This window comes from Paenibacillus sp. ISL-20, from assembly GCF_018613005.1.
GTDB lineage: Bacteria > Bacillota > Bacilli > Paenibacillales > Paenibacillaceae > Paenibacillus_AQ.
In genome coordinates, this window is record NZ_JAGGRD010000053.1 from 1 (window position 1) to 21,720 (window position 21,720).

Sequence of the window (21,720 nt, forward strand, 5' to 3'; positions counted from 1 at the left end):
TAGTGTACCTTGGCCCGTGCTTTTGCCTCCGGCTTCCTTCAGATTCCACCTCGCGGTGGACACCCTTGCCCTTGGCTAACGGTAGGCGCTCGCCAGCCCCCGTTCGGGACTTTCACCCTAGAGATGACGCCCATGCTGGGCGTACTAAGAAATAAAGAGCAAGCGCGGTTATTCGCGCTTGCTCTTTTTATGGGAAGAAATCATTCTCGCCAAATCTGCTTGAAGTCCAGCCATCCCAGATTATTGATGACAACCCCTTTATAAGAAGGATCCAAGCTTGCGTAAAATCTCGTGTGAGTCAAGAATGAAACATGCGCTTCCTCCCGAAGCCTCTCTTCAATATGGGATAAAATACTCAAACGCTCCTCATACCATTCGCTGGCAAGCGCATCATCTATGCATTCTTTCACCCAATGATGCAGCGAAGGATCCATGAACTCTTTAACTACGCTTCCCTTCTGCACGTAGTTCTCGATTAAACATACTTCTTCACCTGGAAGAACAAGGCCGTGCAAGATACAATCCATGCTGTGCATCACATCCAGTTGGTGCATGGTATCCATCCTCTCCTCTCGGATGATCAATGGAATCCCGATGGAAGCGCATTGTTTCTGAACCCATTCGGCGTCTTTAATATGCTTAGCCAGCGTAATGGGAGAGCCGTCATAACCCGACTGTTTCAGCAGTGACTTTGCGAGTTCGGGATCATATCGGTCTTTACGATAAGGCGCTTGCTCATCCATGATGAACCCTTTGGCTGGGTAAAGCCGATTGTCACCAAGTTCGCGTATCATCTCCGCACGGTTCAGAATGAGGCTGAATGCCCGGCGAAATTCGATGGACTGATAGGGCCCCGGCTTTTTCATATTCCATGTAATCAACGTCGTGCAGCCTTCGGAGGATTCGATGACATCAACAGCATGCTTCTCACCGTTATGATCGATATGCTCCGGATTCCGCAGCAGCCGCTCCCAGCTGACCTCGCAATGCTCCGCATCTTCCGGCATCAAGATAATGTGGATGTTGTCCAAATGCGGCCGCCCATGATAATAATGGGGGTTAGCATGAATGGTCAGCCGATCATCGGTCCATCCCTCTACCCGAAAGGGGCCCGTTCCAACAGGTTGCTTCCAGAACTGTTCTTCATGGACGCTTACCAAATGTTTAGGCACGATGGACATGCAAATGGAGCTAAGAAACCGAATGAAAATTCGATTCGGCTTGTTAAGAATAAAACGAACCTCACGAGGGGACACCACCTCTACCCGCTGCAGTTCACGCACGATCCAAGCATTTCGTTTATCCGGTCCCAGGCGTTCCACCGTGAATTTCACGTCCTCCGCCGACAATTCTTTACCGTCATGGAACCGTATTCCTTTACGCAGATGAAAGGTCCAGATCGTTCCATCCTCATTGCTCTTCCAATAATGCGCGATAACGGGGAGGTATTGATCATTTGCATTATCGTATATCACCAACCGGTCAAATATCTGCTGGATCATGTGAGCTTGAAAACTGTAGTAGCATTCGGCGGGATCCAACGTTTCAATCAGGCGGTAAACCGGAAGCCGCAGAGAATTCATTGCTTCTTCTTCCCCTTCGTTCATCTCCTTACTAAAGCCAAAATGCCCGTTCATCCATTCCACATAAGAATCATTGGTGTGCATACCCTGACCATAGGTACGCAGCAGTTCGAAGGCTTGCTTATATTCCCCTCTTATCGCGAGCTGCTGCGCTGCTTCCTTAAGCAGATCTGCTTGATCGGCTACAAAGGTAAGCTTGGAACGGATTCCTCGCCCACGTCCTGCCTTCCATATAATCCAACTCTTCTCCTCGAGCTTGCGTATAACGAGTTTGGCATTCCGCGTTGTGCAATACAGCGTATCGGCGATCTGCTCAAGCGTCACTTCCGTAGCCGTATTGGCTGGAGCGTTAACAGCAAGCTTCTGGTGCAGCATGAAGAATTGTTCGTACAGCATTGCAATCCGCTCCCCCCTGGTAAAATCTATACGCTTTATTCTACTTGGAGATCGTTTCGAGCGCGAGTACCTTTTCGGTAGAAAACCATTATATTCGAAAAAGACAAAGGCATTCATCATTCACAGGATTGAATGATAAGCTCTACCGCTTCCTGCAGAGTCAGTGTAAGCTCCGTGCCCTCGGTCATTTTCTTCAATCGAAGGACGCCTGCCGCCGCTTCATCTTCACCAATCAGGATGGCATAAGGGATGCTTTCAGCTGAAACGGATGCTAATACTTTTTTCAATTTGCGTCGGTTGTCCGCCAATCGAGTATGAATCCCGCGATTCCGAAGTACTGCTGCAACCGTCAATCCTTCCGGAACGGTTTCTCCTATCGGGATAACCACAACGAGCGGCTTGTTCGTTTCAATCGGACGGTTCCGGATCATCTCCATGATGGATTCCATGCCAAACGAAAGACCCACCGTAGGATAGGCAATATCCTCACGTCCAACGAGCTGCCCGATAATCGCATCATATCTGCCGCCACCGCCCAAGCTTGAACGGAAATCGTGCAGTGCGTCAAAAATTTCGTATACGGTTCCCGTGTAAAATGACAAGCCTCTTGATAGAAATGGATCAAATACGCAGATGTCTTGCAACCCGACGCGCTGCAGCATATTTTGCAGGATCTGTACTTCCCGTGCGCCGCGCTCGTTGTCCACGATATATTTGCTTGTTATCTGCTCAAATGTCGGCTCCTTGAGATCAACAAAATCCAGAATTTGACGACAAATCTCCGGAGCGAGTACCTTGCCCGCAAGCTCTTGCCGAACCCCCTCTTTGCCAATCTTATCGAGCTTATCCAGTGTCAGCATGACGGATGGTTTCATCTCTTCCGGTACGCCCATAGCGCCAAGAACTTCACCCAGAAAGCTTCGATTGTTCCACCTGAGAATGATCAGAATGTCAAGTCTCCGAAACACTTCGGCTGCAAGCTGCATTAGCTCAACTTCCGCTTCTGGTCCCGAGATCCCTACCACATCAACGTCACACTGCAGAAACTCCCGCAATCTGCCGCGTTTCACGGGACCATCCCGGAATACCTTCCCCATCTCATAACGCTTGAATGGCTGGCTGATGGCGGGATTCAGCGCGATCACCTTAGCGAATGGAATCGTCAGATCGTACCGGAGCCCCAGACGTCGCGTGCCTTGATCCGTCAGCTGGTACATCTCCTTCAGAATTTCTTCCCCTCCTGCATATTTGGAAGACAACAGTTCCGCTTCATTCAGAATGGTTGTCTCCGTCTCAGCATAGTCATACCATTCAAACACTTCACGCAGCGTCGATTGCACCTTTCTTCGGATCGCCTGTTCTTGGCCAAAATAATCATACGTTCCTTTTATATTCTGCATCGCTAACTCATCCTTTCGTTCTAATGAAAATCATGACCACCCGTCCAACGGGTGGTTTGCACTTGGGGTATAACCCCCTGTTGCCAAACTGCGCCTAAAGACGCTAGCCTGACAATAAAATTGTTCAGGCTCAGTGTAATTTGTCACTTTCACTTACCAGTTAAACTGGTTTACTTTTTCTTGCTCCTGTTTCCGCTGAATGGATCTTCGTACTCCTTCACACTCAGTTTATCAATCGCTTGGTCATGTGCTTCTTGCTCACGAATATATTTAGCGACGGTTGCTTCATTTAAGCCCACCGTGCTAACGTAGTATCCCTCCGCCCAAAATTTTCGGTTCCCATATTTATACTTCAAATTGGCATGCTTCTCGAATATCATTAGGGCGCTCTTTCCCTTCAGATATCCCATAAATGATGACACTGAGATTTTTGGGGGAATCGCTACTAACATATGAACATGATCAGGCATCATGTGACCTTCTATTATCTCCACTCCCTTGTATTTACATAAACGTTTAAAGATTTCGATCAAGTCTTTCCTCACTTGATTATAGATCTCTTTCCGTCTATACTTCGGGGTGAACACAATGTGGTATTTGCACATCCACTTCGTGTGAGCTAGACTATAGCTCTTATTTGCCATCTAAGACCATCCCTTTCATTGAGCCTGAACATCTCAATTTTATCGGGATGGTCTTGTTGGTCAAACCCTCGTTCCCTCCACCCGCATAGCGGGTGGTTTTATGTTTCGCACGCTATCGCGTGCTCAACTGACTAAAGTCGTAATAAAAAACGCGCCGGACCTCATGGTCCCGCGCGCTTGATATGCGGCAGGGAGGCCAACGCGAACAGCGTTAGCCCACCCTGTAGAATGACAGGCGTGCTAACGCTGCTTGTGATGATGAAGTTGATTGAATTTAATGTTTATCATATTAGTATCCCCTTCACCTTTTTTAGCCAGTGATTAAGGGGGATTATAGCGCAATCCATTTATTAATTCAAGGGCAATCCATCTTAGATGGTGCGCGACCAATGGCGATGCGCCGCGATCGCCTCAATGAAGGCTTCGCCAAACGGCTTCAGATCCACATTCTCCTGAGCAACAACGATCCCTTCGCCGCTGGATGAAGGAAGTAAATTAGCCCCTTCGGCGATGGCTGCGATCGGTTTGAAATGCTGATACGCTTCCTTGACGAAATCCAGCACCTTCTGCTCCGCCAGGAGCTCCGATACACTTAACGCGCCGCCTGCGACAAGCACCGCATCGAACAAGACTGAATCCGCCCCCAGCAGCGAATGGTTCACTTCCAATTCCGCGCCGGCCTTGCCTTGAATTACACCCAGCTTGGCGCCAACCACTTCGGTGATGATGCCGGCTTGCTGCAGTTGCGTAAGCACAAACGGCAGTTCATCCGTGAATTCGTTGCCTGCCAGTACCGCCACTTTACGGGTTAACGGGAGCTTCACGGTATTCATCATGCTCAGTGCCGGAGAAGACTCGCTGGAAGCGGAGCCACTGGTTTGCGGAGGCATGGTTCCAATGCCCTCCGAAATTCGGGTGGCAAGTTCGCTATCAACGTTCGCGAACAGGTCGACGACCTGCTGGCGAATTTCCTTTCGCAACACTTTACCAAGCTCGAACTGGAATGCGGCTACGATATGCTGCTTCTCGACCTCAGACATGCTGTTCCAGAACAGGGCTGCTTGGCTGAAATGATCCTTAAAGCTGTCACTGCGTGCCTGCACCTTACGCCCTTCCACCTTCTCGGTGTAATGCTCGTAACCGCCGCGCTCCACCGGAACCGGCTTCGGCGTGTTACCGGCAATACCGTTCTTATGATAGCTGACCGGTCCCTTATTGATGGTCATGCGGTGCATACCGTCACGCTGATTGTTATGAACCGGTGCAATCGGTCGGTTGATCGGAATTTCGTGAAAATTGGGTCCGCCGAGCCGTGAAAGCTGGGTGTCAGTATACGAGAATAAACGGCCTTGCAGAAGCGGATCGTTGGTAAAATCGATTCCCGGTACAACATGTCCCGGATGGAATGCAATCTGTTCCGTCTCCGCAAAAAAATTATCCGTATTACGATTGAGCGTCATCTTACCGATGATTTTGACGGGAATGAGTTCTTCAGGCCAAATCTTGGTCGGATCAAGGATGTCAAAACCAAAATTGAATTCCTCATCTTCCCGAATCATTTGAACGCCAAACTCAAATTCCGGATAATTCCCTGATTCGATCGCGTCCCACAGATCGCGGCGGTTAAAGTCAGGATCCTTGCCTGCCAGCTTCTGCGTTTCATCCCATATGAGGGAATGCGTGCCGAGCACAGGCTTCCAGTGAAACTTCACGAAATGCGCTTGTCCTTCTTCGTTCACGAAACGGAAGGTATGGACGCCGAAGCCCTCCATCATTCGGAAGCTTCGCGGAAGCGAGCGGTCGGACATCGCCCACATAATCATGTGCGCGCTTTCCGAATTGTTTGCGACAAAATCCCAGAACGTATCATGGGCGGATTGCGCCTGCGGAATCTCGTTATGAGGCTCAGGTTTAACAGCGTGAATAAAATCAGGAAACTTCATGGCATCCTGTATGAAAAAGACCGGCATATTGTTACCAACCAGATCATAATTCCCTTCTTCCGTATAAAACTTGGTTGCGAAACCGCGTACGTCCCTGACGGTGTCGGCAGATCCCCTGGAGCCCGCAACCGTGGAGAACCGGACAAACACCGGGGTGACGACGGAAGGGTCCTGCAGAAATTTGGCTTTTGTATAATCTTTCATGGATTCATATAGCTGAAAATAACCGTGAGCCCCAAAACCGCGGGCATGTACAATCCGTTCCGGAATCCGCTCGTGGTCGAAATGCGTCATCTTCTCTCTGAAATGGAAGTCCTCCATCAAGGTCGGACCGCGCTCCCCCGCTTTAAGCGAATGTTCATCCTCAGAGACCTTTAGTCCCTGATTGGTTGTCAGTTCCTTAGCGTCATTGTCTACCGTGAATTGTTCCAGCTGTTGGTCCTTGCTCGTCTTGTTGTAACTGCTGTTAGCATTCGAATTGGCGTTTGAATTGTCCATTTGTCGGAACCTCCTGGTATGTAGGTAGTAGATGAGTGTCTGACGAAGTTGCACTTGGTAATAGATCCGCTCGCGAACCCGAAATGTAATTACCCTGCAAAATGGAATACGAATCCAGTTTCAAACTTCCTTCATGAAAAGCTCATCTAACCGTTCGATTGGGTTTCGCGCCTGCATCTCCTGTCTCCAGCAAAAAAAAACAGCCCCCCTTCCTAGAGGTGGGCTGCTCTGATTGTACTTCAACGATTTTCCAAACATATGCTGCGATTTTGCACATAACACACCCGCTCCGATATCTCGATGAGACGACGGATCCCTTCTTCCAGCTGAATCTCGCTGATATACGAATAACTCAGCCTGATCCACGAGTCCATCTGATCCAGCGGGTCGCAGATACGCCCCGGCACAAAAGCTACCGATTCCGCCAGGCATTGCTGCAGCAACGCATCCACGTTGACGTTTTCCGGCAGCTGTATCCACAAATTCAAACCGCCACCGGGGCTGTTCCATCGCCATTCTGTAGGCTCAAGCAGCTTCTCCATCCTCTCTTTACGAAGCTCCAGCGCAATTCGCAGCTTGGCCACATGCTCCTGAAGTCTGCTCGAGAAGAAATAGTGCTGGAAAATCTTTTGCGTCAGCAGCGGCGTCCCGTTGTCCGACAATGCCTTGATCGGAAGGATGACATTCATCAGTTCCGGACGGGCAGCCAGCACCGATATCCGCAAGCCGGGGGCCACATATTTGCTGAAGCTTCGAATGTGAATGACATAGCCTTCGGTGTCGTAGTAAAAAAAAGGCAGCGGCGGCGGATCTCCAAAATAAATGTCGTGATACACCTCATCCTCCACCAGAATGCACTGATATCGCTCCGCCAGTTCCACCAGCGCCTTGCGCTGTGTGATCGGCACCGTATATCCCGTCGGATTCTGAAACGTTGGGTTCATATAGAACAGCTTCGGTTTCTCCGCTCGCATAAGACCTTCAATTCGTTCAAGGTCGTACCCTTCCGGTGTAATCTCAATTGGAAGCAGTTTGACATTTTGCTGCACAAAAACATCGATCGCCGGACTATACGTCGGCCGTTCGATCAATACACAGTCTCCGCTTTTGACGAGCGAACGCGAGATCAGGTCGATCGCTTGCTGGGATCCCGTTGTAATGAGCAGCTCTTCCGGATGGACCGTTATGCCTTGTTTGTCCATAAAATAGCGAGCCATCTCCTCGCGCAGCTCCAAATCTCCGGACACGGAAGAATACGTGCTTAATACTTTCGGATACATGTCAAACACTTGTTTCACGTGATTGGACAAGAATGCATTTGGCAGCAGCCCAGGATCAATCAGCGCTTCCGACATCTGGTATTCGACCTGATGCCTGTGAATGTCGGACAAGCGGCTGCGATTGACATACACCGATTTGGCCTGATATGCCCATCGCGGGCTGGTTGTAAGGGATTCCGGTAATGTGTCTTCCGTCTTACCCGCTACGAAGTACCCTGATTTATATTTCACTTCCACGATCCCGTCCTCAAGCAGCAGCTGATAAGCCTTCAGCACCGTTAATCGGTGAACGTTCAAACGCTCCGCCATCGCCCTCACGGATGGGATTTTGTCAGTCTCCTTCCACTCTCCCCGAGCTATTCCTTCCAGTATCGTGTCATAGACCAACTGCAGTAATGTTCGCTTACCATGATTTTTGTCGTCCAGCGTTGATAATTCCATCTGCTCCTCCCCAATCCACATAAATCATATCTGTTCTACCTATCGCCAATCTGTTCTATTAACTACCTATTATAGTATAGAAAAAGGAGGATGCTACATGATTATTTTTAACTACTTGCTTATGTGCGCCATTTTCAGTACGACGTTTCTCGCCATCAAGATTGGCGTTGAAGCAGGACTGCCGCCGTTTCTCTCAGCGGGGCTTCGATTTCTTCTGGCGGGCGCCTTCATCTTCCTATGGATGATATGGCAGCGGAAGGCAAAACCGAGCCTTCTCCTGCGAAAGGAATTCCTTCTAATCGGGATGACCAGCACATTCTTGACGTTTGCAACGCTGTATTGGGCCGAGCAGCACGTGTCCTCAGGGATCGCCGCCATCCTATCGGCAACAGGCCCCATGATGATTCTGATGATTCAATCGGTTGTGATGCGGAAGAATGCCCGGCGCAGTGATTATTGGGGGTGCGCGGTCGGTTTTGCGGGGGTATGTTTGCTCATTATGCCCGAGCTAGCGATGGGGAGCGATCTCATCTGGATTCTGAGCTGTATCGCAATTCTTATAGGCGAAATCGGTTATAGTGTGGGCTCCCTGGCTACCCGGAAATTGTCCTTTGACATGCCGAATGTCTCACCGATTACGATCAATGCGGTGCAGATGATGTATGGCGGCGCAGCCCTATTGCTGTTATCCCTGTTCAGTGAACAGGTACAATGGAATGGTATTCTAACGTTGCCAGCCATCGGATCTGTCTTGTATTTGACGATGGTTGGCTCGATGCTGGGCCATAGTCTATATGCCTGGCTGCTAAAAGCAACGAATGCCTTTTTCCCGTCCACCTGGCTCTTTGTTTCTCCAATCATCGCGTTGGGGCTGGGCGCATTTCTGTACGACGAAGCAATTTCTTCCTATTCCATCATTGGCAGCATGCTCATCATCGGCGGGATTCTGATCGTGAATCTGCCTGAGCTTCGAGCACGCCGGACCGCGCGCCGTGTGGCTTCAAGCACTTGATATCGAACCTGCAAGGCTCCAAGGATTAACGCAAAAATTAAAACGGCTGCAACTCGTAAACCTCATCACGAGTAGCAGCCGTTATGTTTCATTATTCAAGGTTATACTTCAATACCTAATCCACTTTGGCACGATATGCCTCTGCGGTGAGCAGCTTTCCGAGTGCCTCCTCCAGGTCACCTTCTACCTCAACCTCAATAATCCATCCGCCTTCGTACGGCTCTCCGTTCACAAGCTCCGGCTGATCTTCCAGGGAAGTATTCACTTTCGTGATGGTACCGGATACAGGGGAATACAGTTCCGATACGGTTTTGACCGACTCAATGGTACCGATGCTGTCACCTCCGGCAACGACAGCGCCCGCCTCGGGGAGTTCTACGAATACGATATCGCCCAGTTGGCATTGCGCATGATCAGAAATACCAACGCGCACCACATTCCCATCTACCTTCAAGGCCCACTCATGATCGTCGCTGTACACCAAATTCTCTCTGATTTCACTCATTACGGATACTCCTCTTTTCTTAAAGAAATGAAATTAAGGTGAATAAATGAAATTAAGGTGAATAAATGAAAAAAAGGACGCGAAAAAAGGCATTCGCCTTCTCTCTGTCCTCGGTACCTGAGAGTTTATGATCGACCCTTCTTATTTTCGGTTCGACCTTTCCCCTTGGGTGGCTTGCGCACTCTCCAGAGCTGCGTCAGATGGCGGTTCGTTTACCTGAGAGATTACTCGTCAGCCTGGCAGGCGTAACGGTTTGCTCCTTCGGTGCCGCCAAGGTTTGAACCTTCTCGTGGCGGTCTCTCCCATCCATCATCATCCGCATATTCGGTTGGCTTATTCTCCCACAGAATAAAACAGGGATGCAGTGATGTCAAGATATCTGACAAAAATTTTAAGAATGAAAATATTTTGGTGAAATAAAGGTTGACACTTTATGGAGAGGCACGTTTATAATAATCACAAGAACGTAGAAAGATCTGACAACTCAATAATTTTCACGCGGATGATGGTAGCGGGAGAGATTACCGACAAGATTGACAGGTAGCGCCGAAGGAGTAAGCCGTAACACGGTGAATCTCTCAGGCAAAAGGACCTTTACCGGACGCACCTCTGGAGAGAATTCTGAATGTAGAATCACCCACGGGGAAACTCACACACGCTTGACATTATACTTACATGACATGTGGGGTAACTCTCAGGTACAAAGGACAGAGCAGAAGGATTACGCAACGAGCGGGCTTTTTTTAGCACGGCTTGTTATCCTTCTGTCTGTCCTTTTTTGGTGTTTCCCCCAATTGATCATGCCAATTAGAAGAGGTGAAGAGATGAGTTCATTACAACGTACACCGCTTTACCCGCTTTATTCCGAATTTCCTTCTGTCCGCTGCATCGACTTCGGCGGTTGGGAACTGCCCGTGCAATTTTCCGGCATTGTGCAAGAGCATGAAGCCGTACGAAAGCAAGCCGGCCTGTTCGACGTCTCCCATATGGGTGAATTTATCGTCACCGGACAAGACGCTGAAGCTTTTATCCAGAAGATGACCACAAATGATGTAACCCGCATATCGATTGGCCAGGCCCAATACACGTTAATGTGTTACGACAACGGCGGTACCGTAGATGACCTGCTTGTGTATAAACTGTCGGCAGATCGATTCATGCTGGTTGTAAACGCATCCAACATCGACAAAGACCTCCAGTGGCTTCAAGATCATCTTGCAGGTGATGTCACCATCCGTAATGTGTCCGCTGAGACGGCTCTCATTGCACTTCAGGGACCTGCCGCCGTGAACATCATGTCACAGGTAACCAATGAGGCGCCAAGCGAACTCCCTTCTTTCCATTTTATTCAGAACGCACAGGTATGCGGCTGCACCGCCCTGCTCTCCCGCACCGGTTATACCGGAGAAGACGGCTTTGAAATCTATTGCTCCGCTGGGGATGCTCCCGCAATTTGGAGAGAACTATTAGCTGCCGGAGAACCCCATGGTCTTGTTCCAACCGGACTCGGCGCACGCGATACACTCCGTTTCGAAGCGAAACTGCCCTTGTACGGGCAAGAGCTTTCGAGCACGATTTCTCCGCTTGAAGCCAGTCTCGGTTTCTTCGTGAAGCTGGACAGCGGCGATTTCATCGGTCGGGAAGCGCTTCAACAGCAGAAGCAAGACGGTGTACCGCGTAAGCTCGTCGGCATTGAACTCATCGAGCGCGGAATTCCGCGCTCCCACTATCCCGTATACAACCATGAAGGTGAACCGATCGGTGAAGTTACCAGCGGTACCCAATCCCCTTCACTCAAGCGAAATCTCGGATTGGCCCTGATCGAAACGCCATATACGAGCCTCGATACCGAGCTATGGGTCGAGATCCGCGGTAAGAAGTTACAAGCCAAAGTGGTAAAGACACCATTTTACAAAAGAGGAGCTGCCTTAACATGAAGCATCGTTACTTGCCTATGACGGATCAGGATCAAGCCGATATGCTTGCTGTAGTCGGCGCGGAAAAGATCGAAGATCTGTTTGCCGATATCCCCCAAGCGGTCCGTTACAACGGCGTCCTCCCCATGTCAAAACGGCTGGGTGAGCCTGAGCTTCTGAAGCATATGCGCCGCCTATCGGACCGCAATGCCGATTTTGACCGTTATACAAGCTTTCTGGGGGCTGGTTTGTACGACCACCATATTCCGGTCGTGCTCAATCATGTGATTTCCCGCTCTGAATTCTACACGGCCTATACACCATACCAACCCGAGATCAGCCAAGGTGAGCTGCAAGCGATTTTTGAATTTCAATCCTATATCTGTGAATTGACCGGCATGAAAGTGGCCAATGCCAGCATGTATGACGGTTCCACGGCACTTGCTGAGGCTGCGGCGCTCGCCAGCGGGGCAACCAAACGGAAGAAAATCGTCATTTCGCGTGCTGTCCATCCCGAAGCCCGGGAAATCGTTCTGACTTCGGCCCGAGGTCTCGATCTGGAAGTCGTGGAAGTCGGCATCGTCAATGGCATTACCGACCAGGATGCACTCGCTGCAGCCATAACGGATGATACCGCCGCCGTGCTGCTGCAATCACCAAATTTCTTCGGCTGCATCGAAGACGTGAAATCGATCGAGCCGCTGGTTCATGAGAAAAAAGCGCTGCTTGTGCTGAGTGTAAACCCGCTGTCCCTCGGTTTACTGGAATCCCCTGGCGTGCTTGGAGCTGACATCGTTGTCGGCGATGCCCAGCCGCTTGGCATTCCGGCATCTCTCGGCGGACCGACCTGCGGATTCTTCGCGGTATCCGAGCCGCTGATGCGCCGCATTCCTGGTCGTATTGTGGGTCAAACCGTCGATCAGGACGGCAAACGCGGATTTGTACTGACACTGCAGGCGCGGGAACAACATATTCGCCGTGAAAAGGCAACGTCGAACATCTGCTCGAACCAGGCGCTGCTCGCGCTGTGCGCGTCCGTATATATGTCTACCCTGGGTAAAGCCGGCATGCAGGAAGCAGCGCTGCTGAATGTGCGCAAATCCCATTACGCTGCCGACCGTGTCGCAAACGGCTCCCTCTCCCTCCCGTTCAGCTCGCCGTTCTTCAATGAATTTGTGGTAAAGCTGCCAGAAGGAACAAACGTGAAGGAGGTCAACTCGAAGCTTCTGGGTGCAGGTTATATCGGAGGTTATGATCTTGGCGCTGCGTACCCTGAGCTTCAAGGATGCATGCTGATCGCCGTGACCGAACGGCGGACGAAGGAAGAAATCGACCAATTTATTGGTGAATTGGAGGCGATCGTATGAAACCGGAAAAAGCCTTGATATTTGAACTCAGCAAGCCCGGCCGTGTCGCCTATTCCCTTCCCGAATGCGACGTTCCAGAGACCGACGCCGCTTCATTGATTCCGGAGGGCCTGCTGCGCAGCAAACCAGCTGAACTGCCGGAAGTATATGAAGTGGATGTCATCCGTCACTATACGGAGCTGTCGCGGCGTAATTTCGGCATCGATAACGGCTTCTATCCGCTCGGCTCATGCACAATGAAATACAACCCGAAGATTAACGAGGATGTTGCCCGTTTAGCCGGCTTTGCCAAGATTCATCCGTACCAGCCTGAAGAAAGCATTCAAGGCGCTCTGGAGCTGCTCTATACCCTGCAGAATGATCTCGCTGCACTGACCGGAATGGATCAAGTAACGCTTCAACCCGCTGCGGGAGCGCATGGGGAATGGACAGGGCTGATGCTGATCCGTGCTTACCATGAAAGCCGTGGCGAGAAGCGAACCAAGGTCATTGTTCCCGACTCCTCGCACGGTACTAACCCCGCCAGCGCAACGGTAGCCGGTTACGACACGATCACAATTAAATCCAATGAGCGCGGCATGGTGGATCTGGATGCCCTTCGTGCTGTCGTTGGTGACGATACGGCGGCTTTAATGCTCACGAACCCTAGCACACTGGGTCTGTTCGAAGAGCAGATCGTGGAAATTGCGGAAATCGTGCACGACGCCGGCGGCCTGCTGTACTATGACGGAGCCAATTCCAACGCCATCATGGGAATTACCCGCCCAGGCGACATGGGCTTCGACGTGGTCCATCTCAACCTGCATAAAACGATGAGCACGCCGCATGGCGGCGGCGGTCCCGGTGCAGGCCCAGTCGGCGTGAAGAGCCTGTTGATCCCGTTCCTGCCCAAACCGATCGTGTCCAAACGCGAGGACGGCACCTTCTATTGGGATTACGACCGTCCACAGTCGATCGGGCGCGTGAAGGCGTTCTATGGCAACTTTGGCATCCTGGTCCGCGCCTACACGTATATTCGCACCTATGGACCGGAAGGACTTCGCCGCGTCTCGGAGCTCGCCGTACTGAATGCCAACTACATGATGCATCGTCTGGCCCCATACTACGAAGTTGCCTACCCGGGGCTGTGCAAGCACGAATTCGTGCTGTCCGGCAGAAAGCTGAAGGAGTACGGCGTGCGAACCCTGGATGTTGCCAAGCGGCTGCTCGATTTTGGCTACCATCCGCCAACCATCTACTTCCCGCTCAACGTGGAGGAATGTATCATGATTGAGCCGACCGAGACGGAGAGCAAAGAAACGCTGGACGGTTTCATCGACACGATGATCCAGATCGCAAAAGAAGCCGAGTCCACGCCGGAGATTGTCATAGGCGCCCCATATACCACAGTCGTGAAGCGACTCGATGAAACGACGGCAGCGCGCAAACCGGTTCTGAACTGCACCTGTAGTTAATATTGAGTTGATCTATACTCCTTAAAAAAGGGTGTCCCTCGCCGTAGAAGCGGCGGTAGGGACACCCTTTTTTGTGCTGGACAACATAGGGATTTAGTCACCTGTTTAATGACTATTTCAGCAGCAGCCAACTTACCCTCATACGATGGGACTAACCCCCGGATAAAATTGGGGGGTCATTCCCATTCCAGCCCAATAAACCTACGGTCATTCCACAAACTATCCATGCTATCCATTAGCAGAGTCCCTTCCTCCTCCTTCTTGTTCTCTATTAGAAAGCCCAAATATATGATATAAAGTATATAATTATATACGGCTTACTTCTACCAAGCTGACCAAAGACGAAAGATGCGGTGATCGAATGAGTAACCCTATACATGGCCTGGACGTAAACCAATATCTTGAGCGTATTGGATACACGGGCCCGATTGTAAACAGCGCTTATATGCTCGCCAGATTGCAGGAACAGCATGTGCATACCGTACCCTATGAAAATCTCGATATCCTTGATCGAATTCCACTTTCCCTGGATATCCCCGATCTTTACGACAAAATCGTAACCCGGCATCGCGGCGGCTACTGCTTCGAGCTCAATGCGCTATTTGGCTGGCTGCTGCAGGAACTGGGATTTAAGGTCACTCATTATTTCGGACGCTTCTGGCGGGATGAAACCGATACGCCTGCCAAGCGTCGGCATCATATTCTGCAGGTGGATATCGAAGAACAGCGATATATTGCTGATGTCGGCGTCGGAGGAGCCGGGCCGCGCCACCCTCTGGAATTAGTTGATGGCCTTGTGCAGACCCAAGGAAACGAGACCTATCGGCTCGTCCAAACCGAAGCGTATGGATGGATGCTCGAAGAGTGGAAAAAAGAAGCCTGGGATCCCGTCTTCTCCTTTACGGAGGAACCTAACTTACCGAGAGATTTTATCACCACCTCATTCTGGTGCGAGTATGCCCCCGATTCGCCCTTTAATAAAACGGCTCGGGTATCCATACGTACGGCAGAAGGCAGAAACACCGTGGATGATGACGAATTCAGAATTTACAAAGCCGGCGGCGTCCACACCTTTAAACCGGGCAATGCGCAGGAATATGCCGAAGCGCTCTATACATATTTCGGCATCCCTATCCATAAATAACAATAAACCGGGCTTTCCCATGCAGGGAGCCCGGTTTTATTATTAATATTCGATTTTGCGCTCGGCGGAGCTCCACGCTTGAAATGGCAGCAAATAATCCGCTGTTTGAACCTGCTTCATAGGGATGGAGCGCTGGTCCATCGGCATCGCGATTTCATCGTATATAAAATGATCATCGAATCCGATCTCAGCCGCATCCTTCTTCGTGCTTGCATAATAAACGGCATCGGGCCTGGACCAGTAGATGGCCCCCAGACACATCGGACAAGGCTCGCAGCTGGTATAAATCGTACAACCTTTTAATTGGAAATCCTCCAAGTGCAGACATGCTTCCCTTATGGCTTGCACCTCGGCATGAGCCGTCGGGTCGTTCAGCGCGGTAACCAGATTCCGGCCCCTGCCAATCACTTGACCATCCTTCACCACAATCGCTCCAAAAGGACCACCCTCCACATGTTGAACGTTTCGATGGGCCTCTGCAATCGCTTGATGCATCCAGTACTCATGATCATGTTCACTCACTGGGTACAGCTCCCTTCCCATGTTCATTCTGATCCCGGTGTGCGTACTCATCCATGCCAATCTCCTGGGACAGCTAACTATCATCATAGCATATCTTCCTTTGATCTCCTCAATTTTTCCAATCTAATGGAGAAAAACAGATTGACGTATCGTATACAAATGTATACAATCATTTTAAGCGGTATACAAACGTATACGTTATTTTATTCGAGGAGGTTGATGTTATATGCGCCAAGAGGAACAGGATACATCGAGCCCAGAACGGTCGGAGCCTAGCGACCGGGATAGCCACCGGCACGGCGGGAGACACGGAAGACGGCGGGAGGAAGGCCACGGGGGCAGGGAAGGCGGTAAGATGGCGCAGACGTTCCGCCGGGGGCGCGCGCTTTCTTTTCTGGACCATTTAGTTGTGAAACGGGAGACCTTGAAGAAGCAAGTCAATGACCCGGACTTTGAAGCCATCCGAGAAGTGGTCAGCGGAGAGTTGAAAGCAGTGGACCAGATCATTCAGGAGTACATTCAGGCTTTTGAGCTGTATGATACGAAACCATCGCAAGACAGCCCCTAATGGCTGTCCGCTAATCTTAAACCAATAACCCTGACAGAGGTAGAACCTGGAGCGTGATAATTCTTGATCAGAAAGTTTTTTTCGTACTATCGGCCCTACAAGGGATTGTTTATTTTGGATTTTACATGTGCCGTTATTGCCGGACTGCTGGAGCTTGCCTTCCCGCTTGCCGTCAGCAAATTCATTGACGATCTGCTGCCAAGCCAGGACTGGCCGCTTATCCTGATTGCCTGCATCTTCCTGCTCTCCATCTATGCGCTGAATACCGCGCTGCAATACATCGTGACTTACTGGGGGCATATGCTCGGCATTAATATCGAGACGGATATGCGGGAGAAAATGTTCTCCCACATTCAGAAGTTATCCTTCCGTTTCTTTGATAACAACAAAACTGGACATCTTATGGGGCGCATCACGAATGATCTTAATGATGTCGGAGAAGTAGCCCACCATGGACCGGAAGACGTGTTCATCGCCGTTATGACGCTGCTCGGTTCCTTCTCCTTAATGGCTTACATCAACCTGGAGCTAGCGCTGCTAACCTTTATCATCGTGCCGCTGATGGCATGGCTGATCATTAAGTTCGGCAGCAGAATGACCACGACCTATCGTCAACTGTTCCGGAATGTAGGGAATTTCAATGCCCGCATCGAAGACAATGTTGGCGGTATCCGTGTGGTCCAATCGTTTGCGAACGAAGAGCATGAGAATAAACTGTTTCAGGAAGAGAATAAGCAATTCCGGGCCACCAAACTGCTGGCTTATAAAACGATGGCAAAAAGCTCGTCCATCAGCTATATGCTGATGCGTTTGATCACGGTATTCGTCATGATCTGCGGCGCGTGGTTCTTCATTCAAGGCAAAATTGAAATGGGTGAATTCATGGCCTTCCTGCTGCTCTCCAACATCTTCTTCCGTCCGATCGAGAAGATCAATGCCGTCATTGAGAGCTATCCCAAAGGCATTGCCGGCTTTAAACGCTACCTGGAGATTATGGATACCGATCCAGAGATCGCCGATGTGCCTGACGCCGTATCCCTGTCCTCAGTGCGGGGAGATATCCGCTTTGAAGGTGTTACCTTCGGTTACGAACCAACCCGGACGATACTGAATAACATACATCTCACGATCCGTGCTGGAGAAACGGTCGCGTTTGTCGGACCGTCAGGTGCGGGAAAGACCACCATCTGCAGCCTTCTCCCCCGCTTCTATGATGTGGATCAGGGCAAGATCACGGTGGATAGAATCGATATCCGGAATATCAAATTGCAAAACCTCCGCAAACATATCGGCATCGTGCAGCAGGATGTGTTCCTGTTCTCCGGTACGATCCGCGACAACATCGCTTATGGCGATTTACATGCAACGGACCAGCAAATCTGGGAAGCCGCACGGCGTGCTTCGCTGGATGAACTGATCCGAAGCCTGCCGGAAGGTATGGAAACGGTGATCGGGGAACGTGGGGTTAAGCTGTCTGGCGGTCAGAAGCAGCGCTTGTCCATCGCGAGAATGTTCCTTAAGAACCCGCCTATCCTGATCCTGGACGAGGCCACGTCGGCACTCGACACAGAGACTGAAGCGCAAATCCAGAAGTCCTTGGCTGAGCTGTCCGTCGGCAGAACAACGCTGGTAATCGCTCATCGACTGACCACCATTCAAAGCGCGGACCGGATTATCGTAGTCAATTCCGATGGTATTGCCGAGCAGGGAACGCACCAGGAATTGATTCATTCCGGCGGTGTGTACAGCAGGCTTCATCAAGCTCACTAACAAAGCCAACGATCCAATGTTATTCATGGATATTAAACTGATAGTCATGAATATCCCGCAACAAATAAGGATGACTCCGCACGGAAGGGAGTCATCCTTTTTTTCGATAATACTTATGAATCTAATCGCTATGGCAAGCTGTCATGATATAACACGAGAGAACTTTTGTCTCATTGTCCTTGGATAAAAAAGTTGCCGCACGGAAACATTAATGGCGTACTACAATGACATCGTTTCAGGAGGCGCTTTATGTTTTATATCTACAGTGTCGGTCTACTTTTTGGCGGGCTGTCGATCATCAACCTTGTCTTCTCGTACCAAACCAAGCATATCCAGCATTTGTTCTGGCCAACGCTGCAGTTTCAGTTATTCATGCTTCCTCTGTTTCTCATTGCTAACATGTGCATCGGATACGGAATCCGTTATGGATATAAAGCCACCGACCAGTTAGGCTATACGTTGATCTTCTCCAAATGCCTGGAAATCCTGATTTCGTTAGGAGTGGCTTACTTGTTCCTGAAGGAAGTTCCAACATGGAAAAATTGGGCCGGCATCGGGATCATTGCGCTGGGCATATTCCTTGTTAAACAGAAATGAACACGTACACTCCTTGGACGTCTCTCTCGCTCGCTTAAAGTCATCCTTTGAGTTATCTTAGCGGATAAATAGACGCGGGCGTGACCGTTACCTCTTCCCCATCCACCCTTGTTCAAAGGCATAACGGGTCAGCTGTACCCGATTTTCCAAATGGAGCTTTTGCAAAATGTTCTTCAGATGGTTCTTGACCGTATTCTCGGATATACACAAGGCAGCCGAAATATCGCGGTTGGACAACCCCTCGGCTACGAGTCCCAAAATTTCTTTTTCCCGCGCCGTTAATGGACTATTGCTTGGATTCGGCTTGTCATGCTGCGAAAACTCCTTCAAGATACGGAAAGCAAGCTCCCTGCTCATCGGTGCTTCGTCCACGGCAATGGCTTTGAGGTACTCGTGCCATGATTCGGGATTCAGATTCTTCAGCAGATAGCCTTGCGCTCCACGTTTCAGGGCGTCAAACAAATGAGCGATGTCGTCGGACACCGTAACCATGACAATTTTAACGTAAGGAAATTTGTCCTTCACTCGCTTGGTCGCTTCCAATCCGTCCATCCCAGGCATCTGAATATCCATCAGGATAATATCAGGCATCCATATTTCAGTCAGCTCCAGCGCTTCCTCGCCGCTTTGTCCTTCGGCCACGACCTCAAAGGTCGGGTCGCTGCTTAGAATGGTGCGAATCCCTTCTCTCGCAAGATCGCTGTCATCGATGATTAATACGCGAAAAGGCTGCTCGTTCATGCGGTATTCTCCTTCCGAATGCTGATTATCGTCTTGTTGTTATATCTTTCCACCATGAACTTCCAGCCCATGGCCTCGGCCCGGTCCTTCATGATTTTGATTCCATACCGGTTGCTGCCGAGCGGCTTGTCCAAATCAAAACCTTTGCCATCATCGCTGACGGAGCAATGCCAGCTCGAATCCGCCGCTGTCGCGGTTATCTTCACATGGTTCGCTTCGGCATGCTTATGAATATTCAACAAGGATTCCCTGATCGAAGCCAACAGCTCCACCTTTTCTTTGGCGGACAGCATGGCATCGGGGATTTCCCATTGAACGTCGAAATGCAGATTGGTCTCCTGCTTGATTTCCTCAATTAAACTGTTCATGCTATGCATCCACGGAATGGCTTGCGGATCTGCCGGATATCGGAGATTAGCAATGGCTTCTCTAACGTAGGTATTGGTTCGGTGGACACTTTCCTTAATTTCCTGGTATGGAATGTCTCCGGTTACTCCCGATTTCTCAATTCGATCAATTTGTGCGTTCAGCAAGAATAAGGATTGGGCGATTCCGTCATGAAGCTCTCGGCCAATCTTCTCCCGTTCATGCATGGCGGCTTGCAATGCCCTAGATTGGTTCAGTTCCTCCTGATTGCGTTCAATCAATGCGAACAATTGAGTAAGAAACAGTATGGAAACCAAGAACACGATAACAGGTGCCAGCAGATTGCCAAGATCCATCGATATATAAGGCAGCAGGAACTCATGCCGAACATACTCCCAAATGCCAATCGTAAACGTAGGAATGATCAGAATCAACCATTTCATTTGTTTATAGGACATACCTCTCCTCCTATTTCAATCTAAAACATGAATATACCCGCCTCTTTACCTATCATGTTACCACTAGATATCCCTTCATTGTAATCAAATTTGGCTATGAACGGAATGACTCTAAAGAGCTACTGACCTTACCGGTTCACCGTACTGTAATAACCTATTTACAATTCGAGTATAAATCGCGTATAAAGAGTAAAAGATATCCATTCATTCCATTTCCGATGAAGGGAGCTGCAGTTAGATGAAGCAAAAAATTGCAGTGATCATTGTACACGGATTGGGAACACAAAAGAAAGACTATGCGGATAAATTTATGAAAAAATTGAGAGAAACCTTCTCTCAAACCTCCGGTATTCCGCATGAGCAACTGGCCATGGAGGCTGTGCATTGGGCCGATGTATTTGCGGCACGCGAGTCTGAGTTAATCAACAGCAGCATTAAACCTTACCGTTTACGTTATCAGCACCTTCGGCAGTACGTGATCCACAATCTGGCGGATGCCGTTGCTTACCAGCCCGTGGAATCCGATGATCAGAACTATGAGGCCATTCATCGGACAATCAGTGAAGCGCTGCACCGACTTGCCCTCTCTGCCGGCCCACAGGCTCCATTATGCGTAATCTCTCATAGCCTGGGATCTGTAATCGCCAGCAATTTCTTCTATGATCTGCAATTCTCCTCCCGCGGGCATCGTCTGGTCATTGACCCGGAAGCTCCGTTGGAGCGAGGAGAACTCCTGACCTTATTCTATACGCTGGGAACCACCTTGCCATTGTGGAGCATGCGGTACCGCGATTTTGACAAGCCGATCAACGTCCCTTCCGGGCATCTGAAGCACTATCATGATCAACTGCTGGGGGAATGGGTCAATTTCTATGATAAAGACGATATCCTTGCTTATCCCCTTAAGAGTATAAATGAAGCATATGATCGCACGGTACGAAACGATGTATCCGTTAACGTGGGAAACTGGTTGACATGCTGGAATCCCTTGTCCCACAGCGGTTATTTCTACAGCAAACCGATCCTGGAGTATATTGCTTCAGGTTTGGAAGCTACCTGGCGGAGCGTCAACCAAGTAAAATAAAGCAATGCCGCAAAGACCAGGTGTCTTTGCG

General features: G+C 50.0%; 18 protein-coding genes and 3 riboswitches. Of the genes, 9 read left to right on the top strand and 9 right to left on the bottom strand.

The window, feature by feature from the left end; translation table 11 throughout:
• Nucleotides 1-200: 200 nt before the first annotated feature.
• From J7E85_RS26425 to J7E85_RS26445, 5 genes are all read right to left on the bottom strand, one after another.
• On the bottom strand, nt 201-1,979 hold the full coding sequence (locus J7E85_RS26425) for an ABC transporter substrate-binding protein (RefSeq protein WP_215162953.1): 1,779 nt from the start codon (nt 1,977-1,979) through the stop codon (nt 201-203).
• 116 nt (nt 1,980-2,095) lie between these two features.
• A complete protein-coding gene (locus J7E85_RS26430; RefSeq protein ID WP_215162954.1) occupies nt 2,096-3,379 on the bottom strand; it encodes a histidine--tRNA ligase in 1,284 nt (427 codons plus the stop codon).
• 170 nt (nt 3,380-3,549) lie between these two features.
• The gene (gene tnpA, locus J7E85_RS26435; RefSeq protein ID WP_215162955.1) at nt 3,550-4,023 is read right to left on the bottom strand and encodes an IS200/IS605 family transposase; all 474 of its coding nucleotides are present in this window, start codon (nt 4,021-4,023) and stop codon (nt 3,550-3,552) included.
• Nucleotides 4,024-4,394: 371 nt separating this feature from the next.
• A complete protein-coding gene (locus J7E85_RS26440; RefSeq protein WP_215162956.1) occupies nt 4,395-6,464 on the bottom strand; it encodes a catalase in 2,070 nt (689 codons plus the stop codon).
• A gap of 239 nt (nt 6,465-6,703) precedes the next feature.
• Nucleotides 6,704-8,185 carry an aminotransferase-like domain-containing protein gene (locus J7E85_RS26445; protein ID WP_215162957.1) on the bottom strand — a complete coding sequence of 494 codons (1,482 nt, stop codon included), beginning with the start codon at nt 8,183-8,185 and terminating at the stop codon, nt 6,704-6,706.
• A gap of 97 nt (nt 8,186-8,282) precedes the next feature.
• On the opposite strand from J7E85_RS26445, the gene J7E85_RS26450 reads away from it, so the two are divergent.
• Complete coding sequence (locus J7E85_RS26450; RefSeq protein ID WP_076321722.1) at nt 8,283-9,197, top strand: DMT family transporter; 915 nt, start codon at nt 8,283-8,285, stop codon at nt 9,195-9,197.
• A gap of 115 nt (nt 9,198-9,312) precedes the next feature.
• Here J7E85_RS26450 and gcvH read toward each other — a convergent pair whose 3' ends face one another.
• Complete coding sequence (gene gcvH, locus J7E85_RS26455; RefSeq protein WP_215162958.1) at nt 9,313-9,702, bottom strand: glycine cleavage system protein GcvH; 390 nt, start codon at nt 9,700-9,702, stop codon at nt 9,313-9,315.
• Between the two features lie 194 nt (nt 9,703-9,896).
• A riboswitch (glycine riboswitch) is annotated at nt 9,897-10,018 on the bottom strand.
• A 186-nt stretch (nt 10,019-10,204) separates the two neighbouring features.
• A riboswitch (glycine riboswitch) is annotated at nt 10,205-10,306 on the top strand.
• Between the two features lie 3 nt (nt 10,307-10,309).
• Nucleotides 10,310-10,415, top strand: a riboswitch (glycine riboswitch).
• Nucleotides 10,416-10,526: 111 nt separating this feature from the next.
• On the opposite strand from gcvH, the gene gcvT reads away from it, so the two are divergent.
• The 4 genes from gcvT (at nt 10,527) to J7E85_RS26475 (ending at nt 15,583) form a co-directional block, all read left to right on the top strand.
• Nucleotides 10,527-11,639, top strand: coding sequence for a glycine cleavage system aminomethyltransferase GcvT (gene gcvT, locus J7E85_RS26460; protein ID WP_215162959.1), 1,113 nt, complete (start codon nt 10,527-10,529; stop codon nt 11,637-11,639).
• Nucleotides 11,636-12,985 (top strand): aminomethyl-transferring glycine dehydrogenase subunit GcvPA, encoded by a 1,350-nt coding sequence (gcvPA, locus tag J7E85_RS26465; RefSeq protein WP_215162960.1) that lies wholly within the window; start codon nt 11,636-11,638, stop codon nt 12,983-12,985. The genes gcvT and gcvPA overlap by 4 nt, the downstream gene beginning before the upstream one ends.
• Nucleotides 12,982-14,439, top strand: a complete 1,458-nt coding sequence (gene gcvPB / locus J7E85_RS26470; protein ID WP_215162961.1) for an aminomethyl-transferring glycine dehydrogenase subunit GcvPB — start codon at nt 12,982-12,984, stop codon at nt 14,437-14,439. Before gcvPA ends, gcvPB begins: the two co-directional genes overlap by 4 nt.
• Before the next feature lie 361 nt (nt 14,440-14,800).
• Nucleotides 14,801-15,583, top strand: coding sequence for an arylamine N-acetyltransferase family protein (locus tag J7E85_RS26475; protein WP_215162962.1), 783 nt, complete (start codon nt 14,801-14,803; stop codon nt 15,581-15,583).
• A gap of 42 nt (nt 15,584-15,625) precedes the next feature.
• Here J7E85_RS26475 and J7E85_RS26480 read toward each other — a convergent pair whose 3' ends face one another.
• The gene (locus tag J7E85_RS26480) at nt 15,626-16,126 is read right to left on the bottom strand and encodes a nucleoside deaminase (protein ID WP_215163019.1); all 501 of its coding nucleotides are present in this window, start codon (nt 16,124-16,126) and stop codon (nt 15,626-15,628) included.
• Nucleotides 16,127-16,331: 205 nt separating this feature from the next.
• Between J7E85_RS26480 and J7E85_RS26485 the strand changes: the two genes are divergently transcribed.
• The 3 genes from J7E85_RS26485 (at nt 16,332) to J7E85_RS26495 (ending at nt 19,040) form a co-directional block, all read left to right on the top strand.
• The gene (locus tag J7E85_RS26485; protein WP_215162963.1) at nt 16,332-16,673 is read left to right on the top strand and encodes a hypothetical protein; all 342 of its coding nucleotides are present in this window, start codon (nt 16,332-16,334) and stop codon (nt 16,671-16,673) included.
• A gap of 63 nt (nt 16,674-16,736) precedes the next feature.
• A complete protein-coding gene (locus J7E85_RS26490) occupies nt 16,737-18,443 on the top strand; it encodes an ABC transporter ATP-binding protein (protein ID WP_215162964.1) in 1,707 nt (568 codons plus the stop codon).
• Nucleotides 18,444-18,692: 249 nt separating this feature from the next.
• Complete coding sequence (locus J7E85_RS26495) at nt 18,693-19,040, top strand: hypothetical protein (RefSeq protein ID WP_071218526.1); 348 nt, start codon at nt 18,693-18,695, stop codon at nt 19,038-19,040.
• 87 nt (nt 19,041-19,127) lie between these two features.
• On the opposite strand, the gene J7E85_RS26500 is transcribed toward J7E85_RS26495, so the two are convergent.
• Both J7E85_RS26500 and J7E85_RS26505 read right to left on the bottom strand, forming a co-directional pair.
• Complete coding sequence (locus tag J7E85_RS26500) at nt 19,128-19,781, bottom strand: response regulator (protein ID WP_215162965.1); 654 nt, start codon at nt 19,779-19,781, stop codon at nt 19,128-19,130.
• Nucleotides 19,778-20,605 (bottom strand): sensor histidine kinase, encoded by an 828-nt coding sequence (locus tag J7E85_RS26505; RefSeq protein WP_215162966.1) that lies wholly within the window; start codon nt 20,603-20,605, stop codon nt 19,778-19,780. Before J7E85_RS26505 ends, J7E85_RS26500 begins: the two co-directional genes overlap by 4 nt.
• Nucleotides 20,606-20,843: 238 nt before the next feature.
• Here J7E85_RS26505 and J7E85_RS26510 point away from each other — a divergent pair, with 238 nt between their 5' ends.
• Nucleotides 20,844-21,689, top strand: a complete 846-nt coding sequence (locus J7E85_RS26510; protein WP_215162967.1) for a chemotaxis protein — start codon at nt 20,844-20,846, stop codon at nt 21,687-21,689.
• Nucleotides 21,690-21,720: the final 31 nt, after the last annotated feature.